This is a genomic window from Pseudoalteromonas sp. TB41 (genome assembly GCF_000497975.1).
GTDB classification, from domain to species: Bacteria; Pseudomonadota; Gammaproteobacteria; order Enterobacterales; family Alteromonadaceae; genus Pseudoalteromonas; species Pseudoalteromonas tetraodonis.
Genome location: NZ_AUTH01000088.1, coordinates 14,977 through 39,523, shown reverse-complemented (window position 1 = coordinate 39,523; position 24,547 = coordinate 14,977). Strand labels below are relative to the sequence as shown.

Here is a 24,547-nt window from a genome sequence, read left to right as displayed (position 1 = left end):
ATAAAACAGCGTTATTTGTTAAAGTTAGGCTCCTCTATTCTAGTGAGCCAAATTAATGAAATACCTACTAAGTAGCGCAATTATTTTATTGTGCTTGGCAACAAGCAAATTCATTATGCATCTTCTTGATGCAAGTTTTCCTGCTCCTCTACTCGCCATGGTTTTGCTGCTAACGTTACTGTTATTAGGCATAGTTAAAGAACATCAACTCGCCCCCTGCGCATCACCTATTTTGAATGTAATGCCTATTTTCTTTATTCCTGCAGGCGTCGGTTTTATAGAACATTTAGGGCTGATTAAATCACATTGGCCTTTCTTAACTGCGGTCATCTTATTAGTCCCACTCAGTAGTTTAATTTTAGTGGCAAGCCTAGTGGGCTACTTTAAAGGCAGAGCTAATAATGACTAACTTAACCACTAGCATAAACCCCAGCCTATGGTGGTTAACCGTGCCATTTATTATTATTCTCTTTATTGCGCTAAGAGCGGTTAATCTTAAAATAAACCAGAGTATTTTAAAGTCATTAACCAACCCTGTTTTTTTAAGCATTGGCATTATTGCCCTACTGTTAGTTAACCTTAAATTACCTTATTCACAATTTGCCTCACATAGTCAGTTACTAAGTTGGCTATTAGAGCCGGCCATAGTTGCTTTAGCCTTGCCGCTTTATCAGCAATTTATGCACGTACGTAAAAACTTACTATTAATTGTCGCTACTTGCAGTATAGGTATTGTTAACGCCACACTAGTGGCTTTTGTATTAAGTATTTTATTTGCTGTGCCCTCACAATTGAGCGCCTCTGTTGCGGCACTCAGTGTAACAACCCCTATTACACTGCTGGTTACTGACTCATTAGGAGGAATTAGCTCACTTGCCGCTGCCATGGTTATTTTTATTGGTTTATTGGGGGCTTTATTTGGCTTTATATTGCTCAAATTAGTTAAGATTTATAACTTTGAGGCACAAGGAATTGCAATCGGTACCGCGTGCCATGCAATTGGTACCGCGGCAGCTATTGCCGAACACCCAAAAATAGGCGCATTTTCATCAGTGGCTATGGCACTCAGTGCATTATTAACCGCAGTGATAGTACCACTATTATATCCAATTTTAGTTAACACTTTGTTATAGTAAGCGGATAACAGTATCGCTAAAAATAGAGCCCAGCATGATCAGTTCCGAAATTCAGCAATTTGAAAAGTACTACGCCCTACTTACCGAGTATTTAGTTACCTACAGTATGCAAATAGTGGGCGCTATTTTTATTCTACTCGTTGGCCTGTGGGTCGCTAAAAAGCTCGCCGAAGTTGTAGCAAACTTAATGACCCGCCACAACATTGATATCACCCTGACTAATTTTGTCAGTAATGTTGTAAAAGTACTGCTGATCATTATGGTGATCATTATTGCGCTTGGTAAAATTGGCATTAGTGTGACCCCATTCGTAGCTGCAATAGGTGCCGCCTCATTGGGCGCAGGCTTAGCGTTACAAGGCATGCTTTCTAACTATGGTGCGGGTCTTGCTATTATTGCTACGCGGCCATTTGTGGTTGGCGATACCATAGAAGTAAAAGGCGTTAGTGGCCAAGTAAAAATAATTGAGCTGGGGCACACCGTATTAATTAATGAAGAAAAAGTAGAAATAACCATTCCTAACAAACATATTGTTGGCGAAATTCTACATAACTCATTTAATTATTCACTGGTAAAAGGTGAAATAGACATAGCCTACAGTGCCTGTAGTGATACTGCGATAAGCCTTATTGAAAACGTATTAGTCAATCACGAACTCGTAGCTAAACAACCCAATGCACAAATTGGTATAGAACGTTTTGCTGATAGCGGCGTCACCATTAGTTATCGTTATTGGGTGCCCACCACTAAAATTATTGAAACTAAACTCGCTATAAATGGCGGTGTGTATAAAGCGATTAACGATGCCAATATTGAAATTCCGTTTCCACAACGCATTGTTACGCTTAATAAAAGCGACCTAAAATAAATAAAAACCTTAATATGATTTTAAATCATATTAAATTAATTAAGCGTGCTTACAAATAAAATAATAACGAGTCCTTATGCATCAATCACCTTTTTATCTAGGCGACTGGCAGGTAACACCTGCCAGCAATTGTATACAATGTGCTGAAAAAGTAACGCAATTAGAACCTAAAGCAATGGATGTATTATTATATCTTTGCTTACAAAAGGGCGAAATTGTCACCAGTGACGAATTACTCAATCAGTGCTGGCAAAACATTGAAGTAGGCGATAACCCACTGCATAAAACCATCACACAACTGCGAAAAGCACTGGGTGATAAGGCAAGCTCCCCGCTATACATAGAAACCATTCGTAAACGCGGCTACCGTATTATTGCAAAACTTGAATTTCCATTTGCAGAAGATACATCAAGCTCTATAAACACGTGGCAAGGTGGTTCTCCTTTTTTAGGTTTAAGCGCGTATAACCCAACCGATACCCATTTATTTTTTGGTCGTAACCAAGCCATCACCACCTTACTCGAAAACGTATCAAACCAAGTAAAATCTGGCCGTGCTTTTTGCTTAATACTTGGCCCAAGTGGTACGGGTAAATCGTCGTTAGTCAATGCGGGTATTTTACCAAAGCTACTTGATGAGCGCGGTTATGATGGTATTGGCGTTGTTTCATACACTCAGCTCGACTTTGCAGATGTGCATCAAACTAGACTGTATTTAGATTTAGCCTCAGCCATGCTTGATTGGGATATAAACCAACAACCCGTATTTGAAGGATTAAGCTCGCAAACACTGGCGCAGCAATTAGAGCACACAATTGACGAAGTGATAAACACGTTACAAACTGCAATCAGTAAGGCAAATACAAAGCTAAACACACCGCAGTTTTTTTTGTTTATAGACCGCTTAGAGGTGCTGCTTTCATCGCCACTATTTAGTCCCAACACCCGAAGTCATTTTTTATCGATTATTGAACGTTTAGCCACCTCTAAAGCGGTGATCGTATTTAGTGCGTGTCGTAACGACTTTTACCCTTTAGTGGTAGAGCAACCCAGCCTTATGGCCGCAAAAGCGAACGGCGCCCATTATGATTTAACCCCGCCCAACCGCCAGGAACTACAACAAATTATTCGCTTGCCGGCATTAACCGCTAATTTAACGTTCTCACACGACCCGCAAACCAAAACTCCGCTGGATGAAATACTCTTTGCAGATACCGCCAACAACCCTGATGCCCTGCCCATGTTGCAATACACACTGCAAGAGCTGTATTTACAGCGCAGTGAAAATAATGAGTTATTGCACAGCGTGTATGAAAAACTCGGCGGTATTGAAGGCGCTATTGGTAAAAAGGCAGAAGATGTTTTTATTGGGCTGAGCGCAAAACAACAACAGCAACTAAAAAGCGTATTATCGCAGTTAGTGACGCTAAACCCAGATGGTAAAACCATTACTAGCCGTGCGGCCCGCTTACAAGCATTAACCAACACCAGCCAAAAAGAGCTTGTACAAGCCATGGTCGACAGTCGCTTATTTGTATCGCACTTACAAAACCAAGAAGCCTGCTTTAGCCTTGCCCACGAGGCATTATTACGCCAATGGCCACGTGCCAAACAGTGGATAAACGATCATAAAGACGCCCTTGCTATTAAAAGCCGTTTGCACCACCACACGCAACAGTGGCTTAATGAACATAAAAGTAGCGCTTACCTATTAGCACCGGGTAAACCATTGCAAGAAGCGCTCACGTTATTAAACGACAATATATTCAAACTAGACAATGACGAACGCGCGCTTATAACCAGCTCTCTTAAACACAGTAAAACAAAAACAATCATAAAACGCGGCACGGTCGCTCTGCTTTGCTTACTTACCTGTGTTGCCCTATTTATGAGTGTTACCAGTTTTCAAGCGCAGCAACTTGCACAGCAAAAGCGCCAAGAGGCCGAAAGCCTACTTGGCTTTATGGTCGGTGACTTTGCCGATAAACTGCGCAGCGTTAAGCGTATGGATTTGCTCGATGGCATTAGTAATAAAGCACTTGAGTATTTTACCAATCAAGCAGATGAGCCCAGCTCTCTTTTTAGTTTTAACGACCAAAAAGCCGAATTTAACAACCGCTTTCAATATGCACAAACTCTTGAGGCTATGGGCGAAGTGGCCTATTCTCGCGGTAAAACCATTGAGGCCTTCACTGCCTTTGAAAACGCCCGCATTCGCCTTGAAGCACTATTAAAAATACAACCAGATAATTTAGAGCTATTAACGCTTGCCGGTGCCAATGCCTTTTGGCTCGGTCAGCTTCATTATGATAAAAGTGATTACGCTGCTACTGAGCCATTATTTAAAAAATATCATGCCTACAGCGAGAAAATGTATTCATTAGCACCGAATGGTTTTAACTCGATTATGGAGCTATCGTATTCGCATAATTCGCTGGGCTCTTTGTATTTAAAGCAATTTAACTACACTGCCGCGAAACAACGCTTTACAAAGTCGCTCGCCCTTAAAAATGAAGCCCTTGAGCTTAAACCCAGCAACAAAAACTTACTGCGCGATAAAGCCGATACCATCAGTTGGCTGGCAAAGACAGAAGAAAGGCTAGGTAACTTTAATGCCGCATTAACCATGTATGAAAATGCATCTAATGAGTTAAAAAGTTTATTAATTGAATATCCAGATGATGCCAGTTTATCAAGCAGTTTAGCTTATACTTATATTCAACAAAGCTACCTTTTGAGCTACCTGCCAAATAAACAACCAGCCTACAAAAAAGCACAGCAAGCCACAAAAACAGTTAATACCGCACGATTGCAAGATCCAAAAAGTAAAGACATTCAACATTCTTATTATCGTTTTTTAGCCCACCAGCTAATGCTTTCACCTAATAAAAACATTGATAACCGAGTTAAGGATATTATTAACTTTTTGAAAGTGCAGGGCTTTAAAAATAACTTTGCAATTAATACTCAATTGATCCTTATACAGTACTTTATTGATAGACAGTCACCACTTAAAGCATATGAGTTTTTAACAGCCCTTGAAAGTGATACAAGCTACCAACAGTACATAGCTAATAAAGCAAAGAGTGGTGATAATGTAGACTTTACGAATATAAATTTACTTAAAGCTAAATTAGCTGAAAATACCGTACAGCGAGAGCAATTTTGCTTAAATGCGCTTAAAGCCATTGCTGAAACAGTAAAAATAAACCAAAGCGTTCACGTAACGCACCCGCTGTTACAGGCATACACCTGCTTAAATAGAGCAAACGAAATCCCCAAAATAAAAGCAAGTCTAGTTAAATTAGGCATTACTCACTTTAAACTATAACCACGAATACAAAAGGAAATAATATGGATAGCTCTCAAGAACAAATTAACTTTACTGTAAATATTGAATTAGACAGTAACGACAACGCCAATTTTACATACTTTAAAGATAACAAAGAAGTCTCTGGCGGTGGCGTTGTCAGAACTGAAACCGCAGGTATTTATAGCTTAAATGAAGCAACACTTGCTAAAGGTTTTTTATTCACCGGAGCCACTATCACTGATAAAGAAGGCGACTGTGCTGGTGATTTTAAATCAGAAATCAATGATGATGGCCAATCAATCACCATCACAGACACAGATGAAAATAATGGCACTGTGTGTTTAATATTTAATGTTGAGTGCAATGGTAAAGCCTATGAAAGCGCCGACCCACAAATTGAAAATAAAGACAAAAATTAATAAACAACGCTTAATATTTAATTTTTGTTTTCCAAATTGCACAGGCCTTTAACGCCTGTGCATAATAAAAAATACTATTAATCAAAAACTTAAAAGCAGAAGATTACCGAAAGGTTTAATTGCACTTTTTTATGTAAATTTGTAGACATCAAAAACGTCTGTATCATGCTAAGGCTAAAACGTGTCTAAACAAATTAATAAAAAAGAGACTCCAGCGGTTAAAAACGATAAAGCACTCCCCTTCGATTGCGCTTTATCGAGTCCTTTTTCTCATACCCAATTTGGCGCTTTAATTGAATTATTTAACGGCACCGCCGAAGGCATTTTTGTACTTAATGAGCACGGTGGTTTTGAGTTTGCAAACCCAAAAGCAGCACAGCTATTAGGTTACTCTCAGCAATCTCTAATAGGCGAAAATTTACTGTCGTTTTTACACGGTGCAGACCTTGATAAATATAAACAGACGTTATTAAATTGGATAGACATTAAAGATACTTCCCTTAGCTTTGGCCCAAATGAAATAAAAATAAATAAAGCGAATGGTGATATTATTGAAGCAGACTTATCAATATCTAGTATGCCAAAAAGTATTGCATCGGCGCAAAAATTATACGTTTGCATACTTCATGATCTCAGTACGCATAAAGCGATGTACAACCGTTTAAAAATACAAGCTTCAACCGATCACTTAACTGGGCTCGCTAATCGTTTAGCTTTAGATGAGTCACTAAAAAAATACTGGCAAGAAAGTATTCAAAGCCAACAACCTCTAACCAGCATATTGATTGATGTAGATCACTTTAAAAAATTCAACGACACCTATGGGCATATTAAAGGTGATAAATGCTTACAAAAAATTGCAAAAATGCTTTTGCATTGTATCCCGTCAAGAGAGTGTTTGGCAGCGAGATATGGCGGTGAGGAGTTTGCTATTATTTTACCGCGTTGCGATATAAAAAGTGCAACGATTGTTGCCAAGCATGTACAACAACAAATTAATGCGATGACATTTACAGATATAGGCCTGCCACCAGAGGTTAAAGTTAGTGTGAGCCAAGGGATTGCCTGTGAGCACAATAGTCAATACCGTACCTACGAGGCGCTGTTGTACGCCGCAGACACGGCTTTGTACCGCGCAAAAACCGAAGGTAGAAATAAAATAAGTACTGTTGTTTAAAGTTTAAATTAAAGGCCATTCCATGGCGCTATATCTACCCTAAAAGCCACTAAATTGAGTTACTTTACTGGCGTTTAGATTAATTTTAAATGCTGTAGATAAGAGATTAATCTTTATATAAAAATTACAGTAATAACAAACTACCTAACCCTAAAAAGGTCACAAAGCCGACAATATCAGTGACTGTGGTTAAAATCACTGAACCCGACAACGCAGGGTCAATTTTCATTTTATCTAAAATAGAGGGGATCACTACGCCCGCCAACGATGCTGCCACTAAGTTAAGTAATATTGCCACAGTAATGGTTATACTGAGCATAATATCGTTAAACCATACAAAGGTTAGCAAACCAATCACTAATGCCCACACCAAGCCATTTACCGCCCCTACTCGCAACTCTTTTTTAAGTAATGCGTTTCGGTTTGAGTCAGTAACCTGACCCAGAGCCAGTCCTCGTACAATAACCGTTAAGGTTTGGCTACCGGCAATACCGCCCATTGACGCCACTACAGGCATTAATACCGCAAGTGCAACCACTTGCTCTATAGTTGCGCCAAACAAACCGATAAACCACGAGGCTAAAAATGCCGTTGCTAAGTTGATACCTAACCAAATACCACGGTTTTTAGCACTTTTACGAACACTGGCAAATAAGTCCTCGTCTTCTCGTAAACCACCGGCCTTTGCTGTGGCTTCGTCGGCTATTTCTTGACGTAATTCATAAGCTGATGCAATGGTTAAACGCCCTATTAATTTGTTATCGGCATTAACCACTGGCATGGCCATTTTCTCGCTATGAATAACCACTTCAGCGGCTTCATATAAATCATGGTCTGCGTGCAATGAGGTAAAGTCATGATTAGCTAACGTCATTAAACTCTCGTTATCATGCGCTTTTATCAGATCATTAACCGCAACTTCACCGATTAAGCTACCTTTACGGCTCACCAAATAAATAACTTCGCTGTATTGCGGTAAGCCTTTGTGTAGCAGCTTTTTAGCGCCACCCGCAGTGAGTTTGTCTGACACCTTTAAAAAATCAAACCCAATCCAGTGACCTAATTGCTCTGGTGTATATTGCTGAGCCAGTTCGTATTGCTTAGTTTGTGCTTCATCGAGTTGTTTTTTAGCGTAATCAATAAAACGTTGTGGAATAACTTCTTCTAACTCAAGTAGCTCTTCAACATTTACTTCGTCTAATAATTTAAATCCGGCACTGTCATCTAGTGTTTGTAGTAACCATAAACAGCTATCTTCACTTAAATTAACAAAAATTTCGTGCTGCGTGTCTTCATCTAATAAATGCCAAATTTCAAGACGCTGCTCTTTAGGGATCGCCTCAAACAATAAAGATAAGTGCTCAGTTGATAAAGTTTGCTGAGCATCTATAAGTAATTTATTTTTGCGCTCAGTGGTATCACACTGCAATAAGTCATTTATGAGTTGTGGTAACTGATCAACCGGATACTCTATCATTTAAAAACCCTAAAATAGTCGTTTCACTATAAATTTACTGTAATAAGTAAGTACTTATTAATGAGATTAGCTAGGATCTGTTTATCTTTCGAGGTTGAACATGTTTCAATCCAAAAAGGTCAACAGACCCTTATAGTGTACATTAGTCGCTAATAAAAATATTAAAAAATCGCTGTGCTGTTAAATATTTATGGATGTAGCAGGCTATAAACTATTGCGCTTTAGCTAAAAATAAAGCAAAAAAAAGCCGTAACTAAATAAGTCACGGCTTCCAAAAGCAATTAATAGCTAAGTGTTATTTATATTTTAAACTGACCAACTAAATCACCTAAGTTTTGACCTCGTCCCGCTAAGTGCTGACTTACCGAAGAAGTCGTTTTACTCGATTGCGTTAATTCATTCACAATTTCTTGAATTGCATACACGTTACGGTTTATCTCTTCTGTAACGCTACTTTGCTCAGTAGCTGCGGTGGCAATTTGTGTACTCATATCGTTAATTGTTGTTACCGATGTAGTAACCGCACCTAAACTTTCAGATATAGCGCGTGAAGACTCTACAGAGCGGTTACAGCTTTGTTGACTCGCTTGCATGGCTCCTACAGCCGCAGTGACTAAGTTATGTAATTCGCTAAGCATTTCATTAATTTCTAATGTGCTATCTTGAGTACGGCTTGCTAAGCTTCTTACTTCATCAGCTACAACGGCAAAACCACGACCTTGCTCACCCGCTCGTGCAGCCTCAATAGCGGCGTTTAATGCCAGTAAGTTCGTTTGCTCAGCAATACCCCCAATAACACTCAACACGCTATTAATCTTTTTAGACTGTTCACTTAACGAGTTTACTTGCTCAGCGGCTTGGTTAATTTCGCCCATTAAGTTTGAAACTTCACTGAGTGAAACATCCACACAATCTTGCGCATTGGCCACTTCTTTTGTTGCTGCCTGCGTTGATACCGCAACTTGTGTGGTATTTTGTGCCACTTCATGCGAGGTTGCTGACATTTCAGTAATAGCGGTGACTACTAGTTCAGTTTCATGGTTATGTTTCAATAATTTATCTTCAATTAATAAGGTTTGCGTATTGATATCTGATGAGGCCGTTTTAACATCGCTCGTCACATCGACCACGCCCGAAATAATACTATGCAGCTTACTAACAAACAGATTAAACGATTCACCTAGTTGACCAATTTCATCATGGGTGTCAATCACTAATCTTCTGGTTAAATCACCTTCACCTTTGGCTATGTCATCTAAACTTTGTACCATTCGATGTATTGGTTTAACCATATTACTCGCTGCATATAAGGCACCCACGGCTGCTAAACCAAGTAGCAGAAGTGATATTAAAAATAAGGTGGTCATTTTTTCAGTTAAATGCTCAGCCATGGTTGCTTGGTATTTAACTAGTTCAGCCTCAATGTCATCCATATAAGTACCCGTACCAATCATCCAGTTAGTACCTGGGATCATGGCTGCATACCCTATTTTTTCAATCAAACCCGTCGTGTTGGGTTTTTGAAAGTGATAGGTAAAAGACCCACCCCCTTTACGAGCTTGCTCTAGTAAACCAACCACTATTTTTTTACCGTTTGGGTCGGTCATGTCTATTTTATTTTGCCCTTCAATTGCATCGCCTAACAATGCATGAAAAACACTCACGCCATCGGTATCGTAAATAAAATAATAGCCATCTTCGCCAAATTTTAAATCCCTTAGCGCATTTTTTGCGTCTTGTTCATTACCTTGTGCTAATTGGTATTGCACTATTTGAGAACCAATTTCAATTTCTGTTTTTAGCAGCGTTTGTTTATCTGCTATTAGTTTGGTTTTGAATTCATTAAAGTATTGCTGCTGATTTTGCTTCTCTAAATAATATGAACCCGCCATAAAACTGATTAGCAATACAATTAATGGTAAAACAGCCAACAGTAGCAATTTGTTTTTTAAGCTTAAATTACCCATTATTTCTCCAATTAACATTACAAGCCATCAAGCTCTTTTTATTTTGTAGCCCGTTAGCTAAAAAATTTCATTGTTTGCATTACTATACAACGCATACCTGTATACAAATTAAGCACAAACGAGATCGTTTAGCAATCTAATACACTCTTACAATAGTAAAACACACTAAAAAACACTTTATAACTAGACGATAGTATATAAGCAGTAATAAAGAACCAAAACCAATTTAGCCTTTCAAATAGCCAGTACACAGCTTGTTAAACTTCCTTAAAGCTAAATTAACCTGACTAACGCTATTTTAGCTTTAATGAAATTAAATATTGGGCATCACACAAAGGTCTTGCTTTCTGAGTTAAAACGCAAATAATGAAGCAACTAACTACTGGGTAAGAATGAGGAAAATGAGTTACATACTAACCACCCAATGCGCCGATGATATTGGCTTAATCGCCAAAATTACCGGACTGTGTCACAGACATAACTTAAACATTATTCGTAATAACGAGTTTGTAGATAAAGATGCACAGCGCTTTTTTATGCGCACTGAACTCACTGGCGAACCCCACACTGAGTTTTTAGCACAGCTGCGCGAAGTATTACCCGCAGGTGCAAAAGTGGCGCTACACGGTGAAGAAAAGACCAAAGTTGTTTTATTAGCCACAAAAGAAGCCCACTGTTTAGGCGGCATGTTGTTAAAACAATTTGAACAAACCCTAAACATAGAGATACTTGCCGTGATTGCCAATTATCCTACATTAGAGCCTTTGGTTAAGGGATTTGATATTCCTTTTCATGTGGTTTCTCATGAAGGACTTACGCGCAGTGAGCACGACGAAAAAGTCGGTGACTTAATTGCCAGCTATAACCCTGACATTATTGGGTTAGCTAAATACATGCGTATTTTAAGCCCTGAGTTTGTTGGTCGATTTGAGGGTAAAATCATCAATATTCATCACTCATTTTTACCGGCTTTTATTGGTGCTAAACCGTATCATCAGGCGTTTGAGCGCGGTGTAAAAATTATTGGTGCCACGGCTCACTTTGTAAATAATGAGCTAGATGAAGGCCCTATTATTTTACAAGACGTATCGAGTGTAACTCATGCTAATACGGCTGAAATGATGGCTAAAATGGGTAAAGACGTGGAAAAAACAGTGTTTTGTAAAGCATTGCAACTAGCATCAGAACATAAGCTATTTATTAATGGCAATAAAACAGTGGTGTTTTCATAATTAGCTTTACATAGCTATTAAAAATGCCAGCTAATAAGCTGGCATTTGTTTATTCAATATAACTTAACCTAAACACTGGTTAAGAGACTTTATTAAAACAAAGTAAATTTACGTATCAGCTGTTTTCTATTAGAACCGAAAATAGCGACTTTTGTTAGACTTATATCATTATTTTTCTCGGCCTTTACTATCAACCTTCACGGCCAAAATATGCAATTTCCCTCTTGGTCAAACCATTCACTTTATGGATTAGCTGAAATATCAGGTTATTTACTACACTCCCTTTTAAGCAATAACAACTTTTAAGAGATTTAACTTATCATATTCAAGTAACCTTAAGCTGAACAATTTTATTGATATATAATCAGAAATTAAGCAATAATGTCTTAATGCATGCATTATTTTAGCTATGCTGATATTCCCTTTTTAAGGTTTACTATTTATAAGGAGCATTTGATGGCTTTTGATTACGGATCAATAGATCTTGGACTAAAAAACCCTTTCAAACTGGAAGGTAAAGTAAAAGCAATAAGAGGGCTTATTGAATCTGTTGTTGGCATCAGCTTGCTTGTTATCGCGTCTAGCTCTGTAAAAGAAGATGCAACAGCAGGTTGGATCTTAATGATATTTGGCATGTTAATACTCGCCCTAGGAATTCGGACTTTATCGGGTGGTATTTATGCAACGCTTAAGTACTTCGTAGGTAGAAACCACCCGACATCGTTGGCGTTTAATTTTAGTAAGTCACAAACCTCAACTGCACAAGAAGAAAAAAACGAAGTAGCCTACACTGCGCAAACATTAGAAGAAATGCTTGTTGGTCGCAAAAACAGTACTTTTAAAGAACCGAATGGCTTTTTATCGCGTTTGCTACATAGTTTAGTACCAAAACTATTATTTTTACCCTACCCAATACGCAATGTTGCCCAACGTTTATTTGGCTCATGGATAAGCACACTGGTTGCTCTTATCGCTTACGCATTGGTCGCCTTTGTGTCACTGTCTGGTTTTACCGGTGAAGCTGGCGAACTAGCTTTTCCAATATATAGTGCCATATTAATGTTTTATGTGCTGTTTTCTTGGCGCTCTTCTGGCAAACCTATTTCACGTAATGCAGAGAAGAATATTGAAGCCTTAGGTACTGGTGCTCTTGCTAAAATCATTTCTTTATCCTTTATATTGCCCATTGCTATAGGCCTGTCTATGTCGTGGATAATGCAGGAACAGCGCATAAGCAAACAACAAATAGACAATTGGCTTGAGCAATTACCCAACCTTAACGCGGGCCTCTATTTAACTGCCATTATTATTTTAGCTGCACTTAGTTGTGCACTTGTTTTTGTGATGATTAAAGCGCGTTTAAACGAAGTGACACCAAGCGCTGAAGTATCAGAACTACGTGAAAACTGGCAAGAGTCTGTTCATCCAGATGAAATTTTTATAAATCTTGATAACTTAGTAATGGCTAATCGCCGTTATAAAGAAGTACCTAATAGGGTTTATCGTGAGCTAGATCCTAAACTACAAGAGCAAATTGAAGGAAAAGGCGGGTTTAAAGGCGAAATGATTCAAGAGATTCAGCCTAAACTACACACAATGGATTTAGGTAAGCACTTTAACCTTTCTCGTTTAGTTGCGTTAATTAGTGGTAACTTACTCTACATTGTAGCGCTTACCTTTACTGTGTTGCTTGCTTACTCTTTTGTTAATATTTACCACTATATTGACGCTGCTAATATAAATAGTATTGAACAAGCCTTTAATAATAAAAATATTATTGAGTTTAGCGAGCTGTTAATGGCAAGTGTTCATTTATTGCTTATCGGCATATTAGTTAAAGCATTTGCTCAGCTGCTGAGCAATAGTGCCCATTTATTTTTTGCTGAAATGCAATTTGAATCTTTACTCGTGTACTTCAAGTGCGAGGGCACATTTACTGAGTCAAAAATATCAACGGGCACCGGTATTCATGATAGCACACGCTCGGAAAATACCTTGGTACGTAGCAGCATAACGCCTTGGGTGATTGTTTCGCGCATTGTTTCTACAACCTTTGCAGCTACAGGCATGAAAAACCTCGAGCATCCTCGACATATTATGGAAATGCATAAAGATGAAGGTCAATTACAAGCAATCAAAAAAGATGTAATTGCATTTTTGAAAGATCGAGAATCAATTGCCTCTATCACTAGCGAACGCGATTTAGGCAATGCATCTCAACTGCACCAGTTAAACCAGCAAACACGGGCTATGCCTATGCAGCCAGCTTTAACCAAAGATGATGAGGAAGCCGCTGGTTTTTTACGTCAGGAAGACGATTTAGCGTCTGAGCCAAAAAACTAGCTTATCTATATATGCCACCTTATTACTAGGTGGCATCTTTCCAAACTAAAATCCCCCTCTCTACACTTTGATATAAATGTGATTCCCCCCAGCAAGCGCAGTAAAGACAGGGAGGGAATGAGGAAAATAAGTAATACACTAACCAACTAATACGCAAACGATATTAGGCTTAGCCAAAATTACCAAACTCTGTAATCAGCATAATTTAGATATTATTAGGCCTTGTTGATAAAGATGCACAACGCTTTTAATGAGAGCAGAACTCACAGGCTAATCCCGCAGCGATTTTTTATTATAACTTTGCGAAGGATTGCAAAAGTGGTACTGCACGGCGAAGAAAAAACCAAAGTTGTATTATTAGCTCCAAAAGAAGCCTTTGTTTAGGCGGCATGTTATTAAACCAATTTGGTAATACTCTAGCTGTTTATTAATGACAATAAAACCGTCGTATTTTCATAATTAGCTTTACATAGCTATTAAAAATGCCAGCTAATAAGCTGGCATTTTTATAAGTAAATAATAAACCTTACTTAACTAGGGTGTGTAATACGTTGGTGCCCCAGGGCCTACTGGCATACCTAAAACAAATACCCATAAGTAAAACAGTACCACCCAGCCAACAAAGAAGATTAAGCTGTATGGCAACATAGTGGCTACCAAAGTACCTATTCCCATGTCTTTTTTGTATTTAGTAGCAACCGCGAGGATTAAACCAAAGTAACTCATCATGGGGGTAATTAAGTTAGTTACCGAATCACCAATACGATAAGCTGCTTGAATTGTCTCGGGGGCATAACCTATAAGCATCAGCATAGGAACAAAAATAGGGGCTGTTACTGCCCACTGCGCTGACGATGAGCCTAGCGTTAAGTTCACTAAAGCACACATTAAAATAAACAACACAAATACTTCCGGCCCCGTTAGGCTAAGTGCCTGTAATAATGCAGCGCCATTAATGGCTAAAATAGTACCTAAGTTAGTCCACTTAAAAAATGCCACAAACTGCGCAGCAAAAAAGACTAATACAATGTACATTCCCATAGAGCTCATACTTTTGCTCATGGCGTTAATCACGTCTTTATCATTTTTCATGGTGCCAACAACGCGGCCATACACAAAACCTGGAATACCAAAGGTGACAAAAATAAAAACCACAATCCCTTTTAAAAACGGCGAGTGAGCAACTAGGCCTGTTTCTGGGTTACGTAAAATACCGTCTGCGGGTACAACCGTCCACGCGAGTAGTAATGAAACAACAAGTAATGAGAATCCAGCCCATTTTAAGCCCGACTTTTCTTTGTCAGTTAAACCGGCAATGTTGTTTTGAGCTAAATCTTCACTGGCTTCGTCTGGGTTATATTTACCTAAACGTGGCTCTACAATTTTCTCAGTAACTAGCGTGCCTAATATGGCAATTAAAAATACCGATATCATCATGAAATACCAGTTTGCTTCTGCGCCTACTTGGTAAGTTGGGTCAATCATTTGTGCAGCTGGTGTGGTAATACCGGCTAGTAACGGATCGATAGTACCCAATAATAAATTAGCACTGTAACCGCCAGATACCCCAGCAAATGCTGCAGCAAGACCGGCAAGCGGATGACGACCTAAGCTATGAAATATCATTGCCGCTAGCGGAATCAATACCACATAGCCAAGCTCAGAAGCTGTATTGGATAATATAGCGGCAAACACCACCATAAAGGTCACTAAGCGTTTTGATGCCCCCATTACCATGCCACGCATAGCGGCAGACAATAGCCCTGAATGCTCAGCTACACTCACACCTAATAGCGCAACTAATACCGTCCCTAATGGCGCAAAGCTAGTAAAGTTAGTCACCAGCCCAGTTACAATACGCTGTAAGCCTTCTGCACTGAGTAAGCTTACTACTTCAATAACACCATCTGGATCGCGCCCAGCAGAGCCCTCAGGCCGTGGATCGATAGCACTGAGTCCAAACCAATCAGCAACGCCACTAAATAAAATAATGGCAATACAAAACAATGCAAATAACGTAATTGGGTGGGGAAGCATGTTCCCTAAAAATTCTACAGTGGCTAAAAATCGATTAAACCAGCCGTTCTTTGCGACCTGATTTTCATCTTGGGATGTGTTTGGTGAGTCTATTGAGTCTGACATACCATGCTCTCTTAATTACAAAATGCCCGTAACCTAGCATTATTTACCCAGCAGGTCATGTAATAAAGATGAATGACTTGTTATGTCATAGTAACTGAATGGTTTCGCGTGCTTGAGTTGCAAAAAAGAGGCTCTCGCCTCTAATTTAACCTGTTTAAACTTACTCTATGGGTTCTAGTTGTAATTTTGCGGCAATTAAAACAGCTTGAGTTCGGTTATAAACACCGAGTTTTCTAAATATGGCAGTAATGTGTGCTTTGACGGTCGCTTCTGAAATATGCAGTTCGTAAGCTATTTGTTTATTCAGTAGGCCTTCGTGCAAATATTGCAATACACGGTATTGCTGTGGAGTAAGTGATGCAACTTGTGCGGCAATTTCCCTATCTTCGCCTTCTATTTCAGCTACCTTACTTTTTAGTTCAGTTGGCAGCCAAGTGTCGCCTTCAAGTATTTGGTTTATTGCATTAGCAATATCATCCGATGAAGATGATTTGGGAATAAACCCCATAGCGCCATAACCCATAACTTTCGAAACAATATTTACATCTTCACTACCCGACACAACCGCAATAGGTAGGCTTGGGTAATCTTCACGTATACGGATCAAGCCGTATAAGTCACCGTTACCTGGCATGTGTAAATCTAGTAGTAATATATCAAGATCTTCTTGTTCGCTTAACACCTGCAATGTGCTATCAAAATCCGCTGATTCAAATACTTCTAAACCTGCAAACTTTGCACTCAAAGCGCCCTTTAGTGCTTCACGAAATAACGGATGATCGTCCGCTATTAAAAACTGACTCATTGTTCACTCCCAAAAATTCGGCTGCTGTCCAATAGACAACAGCCGATATACTACGTTTAGAATCAACTTCTAATCAAGCTTTTAACGCGAAATTAACGATTTAATCGATTTTCTACTAGCTCATCAACCACTGACGGATCAGCAAGTGTTGAGGTATCACCAAGCTGTTGGTACTCATTTGCCGCGATTTTACGTAAAATACGACGCATAATTTTGCCAGAACGTGTTTTTGGTAAACCTGGCGACCATTGAATCATATCGGGTGATGCTATTGGGCTTAGCTCTTTACGTACCCAATTACGGATCTCTTTGGTCAGCTCATCACTCACAGTAACGCCTTCATTAGGAGTTATGTAAACGTAAATACCTTGGCCTTTAATATCATGTGGGTAACCTACCACTGCCGCTTCAGCTACAGCTTCATGAGCAACTAATGCGCTTTCAATTTCAGCAGTACCTAAACGGTGCCCAGACACATTAAGTACGTCATCAACGCGTCCTGTGATCCAATAATCACCGTCTTCATCGCGACGACAACCGTCACCAGTAAAGTACACACCAGGATAAGCGCTAAAGTAGGTTTGTTCAAAGCGCTCATGGTCGCCATACACAGTTCGTGCTTGTGAAGGCCAGCTATCTAAAATCACAAGGTTACCGTCAACCGCACCTTCTAATGTATTGCCTTCAGCATCAAATAACGCCGGTGCAATACCAAAGAATGGACGAGTTGCAGAGCCAGGTTTCATATCGGTTGCACCTGGTAATGGCGCAATCATGATGCCACCGGTTTCAGTTTGCCACCAAGTATCTACAATTGGACAATTAGATTTACCAATTTTTTCATAGTACCAGGTCCATGCTTCTGGGTTGATTGGCTCACCCACAGAACCTAAAATGCGCAAGCTGTCGCGATGTGAGCTGGCAATCGGCTCTTCGCCTTTGGCCATTAATGCACGAATGGCAGTAGGTGCTGTGTATAAAATTGTCACGTTATGTTTATCAACCACTTCACCCATACGACCAGCAGTTGGGTAAGTTGGTACGCCTTCAAATACGACTTGTGTACACCCATTAACGAGCGGTCCATAAGCAATATAACTGTGACCTGTGATCCAGCCAACATCAGCACTACACCAAAAAATATCATCGTCTTTTAAATCAAAAATGTATTCGTGGGTCATAGATGAATAGACTAAATAGCCACCGGTGGTATGAACCACACCTTTAGGCTGACCCGTAGAACCCGAGGTATACAGAATAAACAATGGGTCTTCAGCATTCATGTGTTCAGGTTCGCACTCTGGCGCTTGATCTGCAACTAAGTCATGCCACCAAATATCATGGTCGTGCCAATCAACATCGCCTGACGTTAGTTTATGTACCACTACATGTTCAACAGTGGTGACTGAATCTTGTAATACGGCTTCATCTACATTGGCTTTGAGCGGAACACAGTTACCTGCACGTCGGCCTTCATCTGACGTGATCACCACTTTAGCGCCCGAGTCGTTAATACGATCCGCAATAGCTGACGGTGAAAAACCACCAAAAATAACTGAATGAATTGCGCCTATACGAGCACAAGCCTGCATTGCATATATAGCTTGTGGGCTCATTGGCATGTAAATGGCAACACGGTCACCTTTTTTCACACCCAATTTTTTTAAGCCATTGGCAAATTTAGCAACTTCATCATGTAGTTGTTGGTAGGTAATATTTTCGCTTTGCGAGGGATCATCGCCTTCCCAAATTAACGCTACTTTATCTGCTTTTGTTTTTAAGTGACGATCAATACAGTTATATGAGGCATTAAGGTAGCCATCTTCATACCATTTGATATTGATATGGCCTTTATCAAATGAAGTGTTTTTTACTTTTGAATATGGAGTAAACCAGTCAAGACGCTTACCGTGCTCAGCCCAAAACCCTTCAGGGTCCTCAATAGACTGTTTATACATCGTATTATATTTTTCATTATCGACGAGCGCTGCGTTTTTAATGTGCGCAGGAACTGGATAGATACTTTGTGACATATTAGTCTCCAATTTATATTACTTGCCTTAGGCTTTTCATCAAGGATTACTCAGCAGTGCACTATTAAATATTAGACATTAGTTGTATCTGAGTTCAAACAACGATTATCTTATCTATAATCCTCATGGCTACACCCTATTTACATAAAAAACATACTATTAAATAAAAGTATATGAACACTCAATAATTATTAAACCTTAGTCTAATAGACTAATAGTTGATTGAGTAAATTGTGTACATATACAACAGTAGCTTGAATATTTAAAAACTTTGATTGTTTATTAATAATTCGTATTTACTAACAAATTAGATTAAAGATAATTAAATTCAATCTGTTAGTACTATATAAGTAACACACATTAATACATATCATAAGCAAACAACATACAACAAGTAGCCTATAAAAGGACGCAACAATGAAATTTACTCCAATTAAAACACTGGCAGCTAGTGCTGTACTATGTGCACTTTCTAGCACAGCTTATGCTGCAAAAATAGGTGATACAGAATTTACCTACGGTGGATACATTAAACTCGACGCAATGTGGAGTGACTACTCAGCAGGCGCTCCTGCGGGCACCAGTGTTGGCCGTGATTTTTATGTGCCAAGTACACTAACCGTTGGTAACGATAATAGTTCAGACGCCGTATTTGATATGCACGCTCGTGAGTCACGTTTTAATTTTGGAACTGCTACCTTATTAGATAACGGTAAAACGGTTAAAACTAAAATAGAGCTAGACTTTTTATTGTCAGCTCCTGGCGGCAACGAGCGTGTGTCTAATTCATACTCTCCGCGCATTCGCCATGCATTTATCTCATATGATGGCTGGTTATTTGGTCAAACATGGTCAAACTTTCAAAACGTCGGTGCATTACCAGAAGCACTTGATTTTGTTGGTCCTGCAGAAGGCACGGTGTTTGTTCGTCAATCTCAAATTAAATACACTACGGGTGCATGGTCATTCTCGTTAGAGAACCCAGAAAGCACAATTACTACAGCCGGCGGTGGCATGGCCGTAACTGATGATGCCTCATTACCTGACTTTACCGCACGCTACACCCATAATGCTGATTGGGGTAACTTTGTAGTAACAGCCCTTGCTCGTCAACTGACCTACAAAGTAGGTGGTGTTGATGCCGATGAAACCTCATTTGGTGTTAGTGCATCGGGTATGGTGAAGCTTGGTGAAGACAATCTAAAATTTATGCTTACCCAAGGTAAAGGACTAGGTCGTTATGTGGGTCTAAACGTAGCACGTGGGGCGGTTCTTAATGGTGATGATTTAGATGCGATTGATTCAACATCAGGTTTTATTGCTTATCAACATAAGTGGAACAGCCAATGGCGCTCTACATTCCTATATTCGTTTTTCTCAGCAGATAACAATACAGACTTACTTTCATTCTCAGGTGATCCGACAGAATCAAGCCAAAGCTACAGCGCAAATATTCTGTACTCACCGGTTAAACGCTTAACCTTTGGTGCTGAATTAAAACATGCAGAACGTGAGCTTGAAAGTGGTGTAGATGGCGACCTAGATCGTTTACAATTTTCTGTAAAGTATGCGTTTTAATTTCCTAACCAATTAAAATACTGATTTACTTCCTGAGCGGCTTCGGCCGCTTTTTTTGTTTTTAACCAGAGCTCAAGTTAACCAAATCCATGCGCTTTACTTAAAAAATATTAAAGACGTGTAAAATACCCAGTAAACGCAATTGCAAATCACTCTCATTTAGATTAAATTACCACCCACATTTAATCTTATGGGAAACATGATGCTGTACAAACATAAAAACTCTGCATTTAAACTGAGTCTACTTACTTCACTGGTTTTATCTGGGCATGCTGTTGCAAACGACACGCAAGACAACCTGCCTTTAGAAAAAATTGCTGTTTATGGGCAACATCATAAAAACTATATTACCGAAGAAGCACAGTCTGCGACTAAGCTAGGTTTAACCATTAAAGAAACTCCGCAATCAATTTCTGTTGTTTCACGCGCGTTAATGGATGACTTTTCGCTTGATGATATTAATGCGGTACTAGAGAGCACACCAGGCGTAACAGTAGAACAAATAGAAACCGATCGTACATACTTTAAAGCCCGTGGTTTTGAAATAACTAACTTTTTAATCGATGGCTTAGGCACTCCGCAAACCTCTGGTTCAATTCAAGGGACACTTGATACTGCAATTTACGACCGTGTTGAAATTGTACGTGGTGCCAATGGCATGATGACCGGTGCAGGTAACCCATCAGCGACTGTTAATATGGTGCTAAAAAAGCCAACCTACACAACACAAGTTCATGCATCGGCTTCTTATGGTTCGTGGAATAACAAACGTGTAGATATTGATGTTTCCACACCGATTAACGACGAGCATGCTGTCCGTGCTGTATTTACTAAGCAAGATAAAGAGTCATATCTAGACCGCTACGAAACCGATAAAACCATTGCCTACCTTGCCTATGAAGGAAAGCTAACCGACGATACACTTCTGAACATTAACTACGTAAACCAACAAAAAGATGCCGACAGCCCTCTATGGGGCGCGCTACCGCTTTATTACACAGATGGCTCCCCCACTAACTATGATGAATCAACTAGTACAGCTGCAGATTGGTCGTATTGGGATAATAGCGCTGAACGTATCTATGTAACACTTGAGCAAAATTTATCGGCTACCTGGGTCGCTAAAGCCCGTTATGCCCATATAAAAAATGAACAAAATTCTGAGTTATTTTATGTATATGGTACCCCAGATAAAGATACTGGTTTAGGTTTAACCGGCTATGCGAGTCGTTATGATTACAAAGACACCCAAGATTTGTTTGATTTATATGCCAGCGGTAAGTTTGAGCTATTTTCTTTAGAGCACGACTTATCATTCGGCATTAGCCAAGCAAACATGGACTTTAATGACCAATCTCTTTATGACTACAGCACAGGAAATGGTTTCCCTGCGATGCCTGATTTAGCGACTTGGGATGGGATAGCACCAGAAGCAACACTGGTTGATAAACCTAACGGCAGTGATGTACAAAATACACAAAGATCGGCCTATGTTTCAACTCGTATAAAACTAGCAGAACCATTAAGCATTTTGGCTGGCGTACGCTATACCGACTGGGAAACTAAAGGTACTGCTTATGATGTAGTGCAAACCCGTGATGACTCAGAATTAATTCCTTATATTGGTACTGTGTACGATTTTACCGAGTCATTATCAGCTTACGCTAGCTACACAGAAACGTTTGTACCACAAAAAGAGTTAGACATTAACGCTGAACAACTGGCTCCTGTTATTGGTAAAAGTGCTGAAGTTGGTTTAAAAGCACAACTTTTAGGTGAGCAAGTATTTGTAACACTGGCCTATTTTGATGCTAAGCAAGATGGACTTGCTGTTGCACTTCCGGGCTCCCTTCCAAGCGATACGCGTTATTACGCTGCAGATGGTATTAACAGTGATGGTTTCGAAATTGAATTAAGCGGTCGCTTAACTGATGATTTAAGTGCCAGTATCAGCTTTAGTAATTTAAGTATTGATGGTGATGAACTCGTTAAAGATTACACCCCAGAAAACCAATTAAAAATGGCAGCCACTTATCAAGTGCCATTTATTGATGGTTTAACCTTAGGTGCTAATTACCGCTGGCAAGACTCTATTAGCCGCGTGCAAGTAAAAGATCCAGCAGGCAACGCATTGGTTACTACAAAACAAGGTGCTTATGGCTTACTAGATTTAATGGCCACCTACGAAATCACTCAAAACGTCGGTGTTACCTTCAATGTTAATAACGGCACTGATGAAAAATACATAAACAGCCTCTATTGGGCTCAAGGTTACTACGGTGCACCGCGTAACTACTCACTGTCAGTTAACTGGCAGCTATAAACCTGAGTACTGGGCTCTCATGAACAGAGCTTAAGTCAATTTATAGCAAGCAATAAAAAAGCGCTAACCTAATTGGTTAGCGCTTTTTTTAAGCTCGGGTCAAATCAAGCTTTTAAAACTAATTGGCTTAAAGGTCGCCTTCATCACCTAATATGTCTTCGCCATCTTCTGGCTCAACTGTTGCTTTTAGCAATAGCATTTCACGCAGTTTACCTTCAATTTCATCTGCAATTTCAGGGTTTTCTTTAAGGAACTTAATCGAATTAGACTTACCTTGGCCAACTTTGTTGCCATTGTAGCTATACCAAGCACCTGCTTTTTCAACAAGTTTGTGCTTAACGCCTAAATCAATCAGCTCACCCTGCTTAGAAATACCTTCACCATACATAATGATAAATTCAGCTTGTTTAAACGGCGGTGCAACTTTGTTTTTAACAATTTTAACGCGCGTTTCATTACCAACAACCTCGTCGCCTTCTTTTACCGAACCAATACGACGAATATCAATACGTACAGAGGCGTAAAATTTCAGGGCGTTACCACCGGTTGTTGTTTCAGGGTTACCAAACATTACACCAATTTTCATACGGATTTGGTTAATGAAAATACATAGCGTGTTTGAGCGCTTAATGTTACCAGTCAGCTTACGTAATGCTTGTGACATTAAACGTGCTTGTAAGCCCATGTGTGAATCACCCATGTCGCCTTCAATTTCAGCTTTTGGCGTTAATGCTGCAACCGAATCGACAATAACCACATCAACCGCGCTTGAACGCACTAACATGTCACAAATTTCCAGTGCTTGCTCACCCGTATCTGGTTGAGATACCAGTAACTCATCAATGTTAACGCCTAGTTTTTGTGCATAAATTGGATCAAGAGCATGCTCAGCATCAACAAAGGCACACGTTTTACCTTCTTTTTGAGCTTCAGCGATAACTTGCAATGTTAGCGTTGTTTTACCTGATGACTCTGGGCCATATACTTCAACAATACGCCCCATTGGTAAGCCGCCTATGCCTAAAGCAATATCAATACCTAGCGAGCCTGTTGATACAGCGTCAATGTTTAACGCCTTGTTATCACCCAATTTCATAATTGAGCCTTTACCAAATTGACGTTCAATTTGTGATAAAGCTGCGTCCAATGCTTTTTGTTTGTTATCGTTCATTTTATTCTCCAAATCCAGCTAATGCAGACAAGTATACTGTATAAAATCACAGTATCAAGCTAATTTTATTATTTTATCTTCTCTATTATACTTTTCAATGAAAATACAATAGCTTGCAGCCTAACTTGCGCCCTATCTCCATCAAATACTTGCTCAAACGTCCAGTGTTTACCGTTAATTTGTAGGCCAAACCACACAAGCCCTACCGGTTTGCCCTCAGTGGCACCACCGGGTCCTGCAATCCCTGAAATAGCAATGCCAATATCAGCATTAGCCGCCTTACATGCACCTGCTGCCATCTCAATGACTGTTTGTTCGCTCACCGCGCCAAATTCCTCGAGGGTATCACGCTTCACATTGAGTAATTCATGCTTTGCGTTATTGCTATAAGTGACAAATGCGCGGTCAATATATGCAGAGCTTCCGGGGGTATCAGTAAGCGAATAACTCACTCCACCACCAGTACATGATTCAGCGGTAGTGATCCATAAGCGTTTATCCGTTAAAATAGCGCCTAATTGCGCAGCAAGTGTCTTAATCTCTTGATGTAATTCCATATTCAG

General features: G+C 39.6%; 17 protein-coding genes. 10 read left to right on the top strand and 7 right to left on the bottom strand.

Annotated features, from left to right (window positions below):
* Positions 1-55 precede the first annotated feature (55 nt).
* From L641_RS0115055 to L641_RS0115030, 6 genes are all read left to right on the top strand, one after another.
* Positions 56-409 (top strand): CidA/LrgA family protein, encoded by a 354-nt coding sequence (locus tag L641_RS0115055; protein ID WP_013465649.1) that lies wholly within the window; start codon positions 56-58, stop codon positions 407-409.
* Complete coding sequence (locus L641_RS0115050; protein ID WP_013465650.1) at positions 402-1,133, top strand: LrgB family protein; 732 nt, start codon at positions 402-404, stop codon at positions 1,131-1,133. The genes L641_RS0115055 and L641_RS0115050 overlap by 8 nt, the downstream gene beginning before the upstream one ends.
* 37 nt (positions 1,134-1,170) lie before the next feature.
* Positions 1,171-2,004 (top strand): mechanosensitive ion channel family protein, encoded by an 834-nt coding sequence (locus L641_RS0115045; RefSeq protein WP_024602339.1) that lies wholly within the window; start codon positions 1,171-1,173, stop codon positions 2,002-2,004.
* A 76-nt stretch (positions 2,005-2,080) separates the two neighbouring features.
* Positions 2,081-5,335 carry a winged helix-turn-helix domain-containing protein gene (locus tag L641_RS0115040; protein ID WP_024602338.1) on the top strand — a complete coding sequence of 1,085 codons (3,255 nt, stop codon included), beginning with the start codon at positions 2,081-2,083 and terminating at the stop codon, positions 5,333-5,335.
* Positions 5,336-5,358: 23 nt separating this feature from the next.
* Positions 5,359-5,736 (top strand): DP-EP family protein, encoded by a 378-nt coding sequence (locus L641_RS0115035; RefSeq protein WP_016899671.1) that lies wholly within the window; start codon positions 5,359-5,361, stop codon positions 5,734-5,736.
* Positions 5,737-5,917: 181 nt separating this feature from the next.
* Positions 5,918-6,913, top strand: coding sequence for a GGDEF domain-containing protein (locus tag L641_RS0115030; RefSeq protein WP_024602337.1), 996 nt, complete (start codon positions 5,918-5,920; stop codon positions 6,911-6,913).
* Between the two features lie 124 nt (positions 6,914-7,037).
* Here L641_RS0115030 and L641_RS0115025 read toward each other — a convergent pair whose 3' ends face one another.
* Positions 7,038-8,390 carry a magnesium transporter gene (locus tag L641_RS0115025; protein ID WP_013465655.1) on the bottom strand — a complete coding sequence of 451 codons (1,353 nt, stop codon included), beginning with the start codon at positions 8,388-8,390 and terminating at the stop codon, positions 7,038-7,040.
* 299 nt (positions 8,391-8,689) lie between these two features.
* Positions 8,690-10,357, bottom strand: coding sequence for a methyl-accepting chemotaxis protein (locus L641_RS0115020; RefSeq protein ID WP_024602336.1), 1,668 nt, complete (start codon positions 10,355-10,357; stop codon positions 8,690-8,692).
* A 401-nt stretch (positions 10,358-10,758) separates the two neighbouring features.
* On the opposite strand from L641_RS0115020, the gene purU reads away from it, so the two are divergent.
* A complete protein-coding gene (gene purU, locus L641_RS0115015; protein ID WP_013465657.1) occupies positions 10,759-11,589 on the top strand; it encodes a formyltetrahydrofolate deformylase in 831 nt (276 codons plus the stop codon).
* Between the two features lie 456 nt (positions 11,590-12,045).
* Positions 12,046-13,932 carry a hypothetical protein gene (locus tag L641_RS0115010; RefSeq protein ID WP_024602335.1) on the top strand — a complete coding sequence of 629 codons (1,887 nt, stop codon included), beginning with the start codon at positions 12,046-12,048 and terminating at the stop codon, positions 13,930-13,932.
* 534 nt (positions 13,933-14,466) lie between these two features.
* Here L641_RS0115010 and L641_RS0115000 read toward each other — a convergent pair.
* The 3 genes from L641_RS0115000 to acs all read right to left on the bottom strand — a co-directional run bounded on the left by L641_RS0115000 (position 14,467) and on the right by acs (position 18,912).
* Positions 14,467-16,074, bottom strand: coding sequence for an AbgT family transporter (locus tag L641_RS0115000; RefSeq protein WP_024602334.1), 1,608 nt, complete (start codon positions 16,072-16,074; stop codon positions 14,467-14,469).
* A gap of 160 nt (positions 16,075-16,234) precedes the next feature.
* Positions 16,235-16,879: a response regulator transcription factor gene (locus tag L641_RS0114995; RefSeq protein WP_029750397.1), complete on the bottom strand. Its 645-nt coding sequence runs from the start codon at positions 16,877-16,879 to the stop codon at positions 16,235-16,237.
* A 92-nt stretch (positions 16,880-16,971) separates the two neighbouring features.
* Positions 16,972-18,912 (bottom strand): acetate--CoA ligase, encoded by a 1,941-nt coding sequence (acs, locus tag L641_RS0114990; protein ID WP_008464207.1) that lies wholly within the window; start codon positions 18,910-18,912, stop codon positions 16,972-16,974.
* Positions 18,913-19,329: 417 nt separating this feature from the next.
* On the opposite strand from acs, the gene L641_RS0114985 reads away from it, so the two are divergent.
* Positions 19,330-20,490 (top strand): DcaP family trimeric outer membrane transporter, encoded by a 1,161-nt coding sequence (locus L641_RS0114985; RefSeq protein ID WP_024602333.1) that lies wholly within the window; start codon positions 19,330-19,332, stop codon positions 20,488-20,490.
* Positions 20,491-20,692: 202 nt separating this feature from the next.
* Positions 20,693-22,813, top strand: coding sequence for a TonB-dependent siderophore receptor (locus L641_RS0114980; protein ID WP_029750396.1), 2,121 nt, complete (start codon positions 20,693-20,695; stop codon positions 22,811-22,813).
* A gap of 127 nt (positions 22,814-22,940) precedes the next feature.
* Here the strand turns inward: L641_RS0114980 and recA are convergent, their stop codons facing one another.
* Complete coding sequence (recA, locus tag L641_RS0114975; RefSeq protein ID WP_024602331.1) at positions 22,941-23,984, bottom strand: recombinase RecA; 1,044 nt, start codon at positions 23,982-23,984, stop codon at positions 22,941-22,943.
* 68 nt (positions 23,985-24,052) lie between these two features.
* Positions 24,053-24,541: a CinA family protein gene (locus L641_RS0114970; protein WP_024602330.1), complete on the bottom strand. Its 489-nt coding sequence runs from the start codon at positions 24,539-24,541 to the stop codon at positions 24,053-24,055.
* Between the last annotated feature and the right edge of the window lie 6 nt (positions 24,542-24,547).